Annotated in this window: 3 protein-coding genes; all 3 read right to left on the reverse strand. The window is 63.2% G+C overall.

Features of this window, described 5'->3' with window-relative positions; genetic code table 11:
* Positions 1–9: 9 nt before the first annotated feature.
* Complete coding sequence (gene gcvP, locus AC2FEE_RS25430; RefSeq protein WP_496868197.1) at positions 10–2,865, reverse strand: aminomethyl-transferring glycine dehydrogenase; 2,856 nt, start codon at positions 2,863–2,865, stop codon at positions 10–12.
* 115 nt (positions 2,866–2,980) lie between these two features.
* On the reverse strand, positions 2,981–3,346 hold the full coding sequence (gene gcvH / locus AC2FEE_RS25435; RefSeq protein WP_496868198.1) for a glycine cleavage system protein GcvH: 366 nt from the start codon (positions 3,344–3,346) through the stop codon (positions 2,981–2,983).
* 17 nt (positions 3,347–3,363) lie between these two features.
* Positions 3,364–4,458 (reverse strand): glycine cleavage system aminomethyltransferase GcvT, encoded by a 1,095-nt coding sequence (gcvT, locus tag AC2FEE_RS25440; RefSeq protein ID WP_496868199.1) that lies wholly within the window; start codon positions 4,456–4,458, stop codon positions 3,364–3,366.
* Position 4,459 lies beyond the last annotated feature (1 nt).

Raw genomic sequence — 4,459 nt, forward strand, 5'->3', positions numbered from 1 at the left:
ACTGATTTTTTATTCTGCGGCGTCTTGGTATGCGTCCATTGGGGGGCATGTGCAGACGAGGTTTCGGTCTCCGTATGCGTTGTCGACGCGGTTGACTGGGGACCAGTATTTGTCGACGCCCATGGAGCCCGGCGGGAAGCAGGCCTGTTCGCGGGTGTAGGGGCGGTCCCAGTCGCCGACCAGATCGCGCACCGTGTGGGGGGCGTTTTTCAGCGGGTTGTTCTCCGCGTCGATCTTGCCGTCGATGATGTCCTGCGCCTCGGCCCGGATGGACAGCATGGCCTCGCAGAAGCGGTCGAGTTCCGCCATGGGTTCCGATTCCGTGGGTTCCACCATCAGGGTGCCCGCCACTGGCCAGGACATGGTCGGCGCGTGGAAGCCTGAATCGACCAGACGCTTGGCGATATCGTCGACGCTGACCTGCGCTGCCTCATCCAGCGGGCGGGTGTCGAGGATGCATTCATGCGCCACACGGCCTGTCTCGGAGGTGTAGAGGATCGGGTAGGCCTCGCTCAGGCGCGCCGCGATGTAGTTGGCGTTCAGGATTGCCACCTTGGTCGCCTGCGTCAGACCCGCACCGCCCATCAGCAGCACATAGGCCCAGCTGACCGGCAGGATCGACGGCGAGCCAAACGGTGCCGCCGAGACCGGACCCACGGCGGTGCCGTATTCCGGGTGGCCGGGCAGGTGTTCCTCCAGATGCGCCTTGACGCCGATCGGACCCATGCCGGGGCCGCCGCCGCCATGCGGAATGCAGAAGGTCTTGTGCAGGTTCAGGTGGCTGACGTCACCGCCAATATCACCGGGGCGCGACAGGCCGACCATGGCGTTCATGTTGGCGCCGTCGATATAGACCTGACCGCCGTGATCATGGGTGATCTGGCAGACCTCCTGCACGGTGGTCTCGAACACGCCATGGGTAGACGGATAGGTGATCATGCAGGCGGCGAGATGATCGGAATGCTTTTCCGCCTTGGCGCGGAAGTCAGCCAGATCAATGTTGCCCTTGTCATCGGCCTGCACCGGCACAACCTGCCAGCCCACCATCTGGGCCGAGGCCGGGTTGGTGCCATGCGCCGAGGTCGGGATCAGGCAGACATTGCGGTGCCCTTCGCCGCGGGCGAAGTGATAGTTGCGGATGGTCAGCAGGCCCGCATATTCGCCCTGCGCACCCGAGTTGGGCTGCTGCGAGATCGCGTCATAGCCGGTGATCTGGCACAGCTTGTCGTTCAGGTCGGCAATCATCTCGTGATAGCCCTGCGCCTGATCTTGCGGCACAAACGGGTGCAGGTTGCCGAACTCGGGCCAGGTGACCGGGATCATCTCGATCGTGGCGTTCAGCTTCATGGTGCACGATCCCAGCGGGATCATCGCCCGATCCAGCGCCAGGTCACGGTCGGCCAGACGGCGCATGTACCGCGTGATCTCGGCCTCGGCCCGGTTCTGGTGGAAGATCGGGTGGGTCAGATAGGCGCTTTCGCGCAGCGCATAATCCGGCAGGCGGTATTGCTTGTTCGAGCTGTCATCCTTGCGGTCGATGCCGAAGGCCCCCCAGACGGCCTCGATGGTCTCGGGGCGGGTCTGTTCGTCCAGGCTGATGCCCACCTTGCTGTCGCCGACCTTGCGCAGGTTAACGCCCCGGGCCACGGCGGCCTCCATCACGACGTTCTGCAGATGGCCGACCTCAACCGTGATGGTGTCGAAGAACACCTCCGGCTCGACGGCAAAGCCCGCCTCTTCCAGACCGGCCGCCATGCGCGAGGTCTTGCGGTGCACCGATTGCGCGATGGCCTTGATGCCGTCGGGGCCGTGATAGACCGCATACATCGAGGCGATCACCGCCAGCAGTGCCTGCGCGGTGCAGACGTTCGAGTTGGCTTTCTCGCGGCGGATATGCTGCTCGCGGGTCTGCAGCGACAGGCGGTAAGCCTTGTTGCCACGGCTGTCGATCGACACGCCGATGATCCGGCCGGGCATCGCGCGCTTCAGCTTGTCGGTGGTGGCCATATAGGCGGCGTGCGGGCCACCATAGCCCATCGGCACGCCAAAGCGCTGGGTCGAGCCGATGGCGATATCCGCGCCCATCTCACCCGGTGACTTCAGCAGCGCCAGCGACAGGATGTCGGCGGCGACGATGGCAATCGCTTTATGTTCATGCAGCGCCGCGATTTCCGATGTGAAGTCGCGCACGTGGCCGTGGGTGCCGGGATACTGGAAGATGGCGCCAAAGACGGCGCCCGCGTCCAGCGTATCGGGATCGGCCACCTGCACGTCGATGCCCAGGGGCTCGGCGCGGGTCTTGATCACCGCGATGGTCTGCGGGTGGCAGTTCTTGTCGACGAAGAAGGCCGCGTTGTTGGCCTTGGACCGGCCGCCGCGCTTGGCCATCGCCATCGCCTCAGCCGCAGCCGTGGCTTCGTCCAGCAAGGACGCGTTGGCCACGTCCAGCCCGGTCAGGTCGCTGACCATGGTCTGGAAGTTCAGCAGCGCCTCAAGCCGGCCCTGGCTGATCTCGGGCTGATAGGGCGTATAGGCGGTGTACCAAGCCGGGTTTTCCAGGATGTTGCGCAGGATCGGCGCCGGCGTGGTGGTGCCGTAATAGCCCTGACCGATCAGCGAGGTCAGAACCTTGTTCTTGCCCGCCACCTCGCGCATGTGGAACAGCGCATCACGCTCGGTCATCGCCGGACCCCAGTCCAGCGGCTCCTTCTGGCGGATCGCGGGCGGAACGGTGGCGTCGATCAGCTCGTCCAGCGTCTTGAAGCCGATCACCTTGAGCATGTCGCGCATCTCGGTCGGGCTGGGCCCGATATGGCGGCGATTGGCAAAGTCATAGGCTTCGTAGTCGGTCAGTTTGAAGGCCATTGCAGCGCTCCTATGAATAAGTCAGGTCCGGCGGAGGCCGCGAGAGCCTCCGGGTAGAATGCGGGCCGGGTTGGCCCGAACGGGTGGGGGTCCGGTTCAGGACCCCTGCAGAGGCTCAGCCGATGAAGGCCTTGTAGCCGTCCAGATCCATCAGGTCTTCCAGCTGCGACGCATCCGTGATCTTGATCTTGTAGATCCAGGCCTCGCCCTCGGGGTCTTCGTTCAGCGCGCCGGGGTTGTCGGCCAGCGCCTCGTTGACCTCGACGATCTCGCCATCGACCGGCGCATAAAGCTCGGACGCGGCCTTGACGGATTCGATCACGCCGATCTCACCGTCCTTGGCAAATTCCTCACCCACGTCCTGCTGCTCGACAAAGACCACCTCGCCCAGCTGCTCGGCGGCATGTTTGGTGATGCCCAGAGTGGCCGTGTCGCCCTCAACGGTCAGCCATTCATGCTCTTCGGAATAATAGGTTGCCATGTCTTTCTCTCCTGACTTCAACGCTTGTAATTCTGTTTGACGAAGGGCAGCGCCACGATCTGCGCCGGTTGTGCCTTGCCCCGGATGATCAGGTTCACCGTCTCGCCCGGCTCGCCATGGCCCGCGGACACATAGCCCATCGCCACCGGCCCGCCGACCGTCGGACCAAAGCTGCCCGAGGTGATCTGACCGATGGTGTTGCCTTCAGCGCATTGGATTTCCACGCCCTGGCGTGCCGGTGCACGACCTTCGGGCTTGATGCCCACCAACTTGCGGGCCGGTCCTTCGGCCAGTTCCTTTTGCACCCGGTCGGCCCCCGGAAAGCCACCTTCTTCCTTGCGGCGTTTCTGGATCGCCCAGCCAAGGCTGGCCTCGATCGGCGAGGTGCTCTGGTCGATGTCATTGCCATAAAGGCACAGCCCCGCCTCCAGCCGCAGGCTGTCGCGCGCGCCCAGACCCGCCGGTTCGCAATCCTCATGCGCCAGGAAGGCGCGGGTCACTTCGATGGCTTTGTCCTCGGGGATCGAGATCTCATAACCGTCCTCGCCGGTGTAACCCAACCGCGAGATGCGGCATTCGACACCGTTGATGTCGGCAATCGTGGTTTCCATGAACTTCAGATCGCGCGCTTCGGGGCACAGCGCACCCACCACGTCCTCGGCCTTGGGGCCCTGCACGGCCACCAGCGCGCGGTCGAAAATCTCGGTCACTTCGACGCCGTCAAGGTTATCGCGCATATGCGGAATGTCCTGATCACGCAGCGCCGCATTCACAACGACGAAATAATGATCGCCCGCATTCGACACGATCAGGTCATCCATGATCCCGCCTTCCGCATTGGTAAAGAACCCGTACCGCGCCTTGCCTTCTTTCAAAGTCGCATAGGCCTGCGGGCACAAAGCTTCCAGCTTCTCACCCACATTCTCACCGCGCAGGATAACCTGACCCATATGGCTCACATCAAAAACCGCCGCCTTCTCACGGCACTGCTTATGCTCGCCCATGATCCCCATCGGATACTGAACAGGCATCTCCCATCCAGCAAAATCAACCATCTTGCCACCCAACTCAACATGCAATGAATACAACGGTGTGCGATTAATCTCGGTCATG

The organism is Ruegeria sp. YTSC199 (assembly GCF_059609725.1).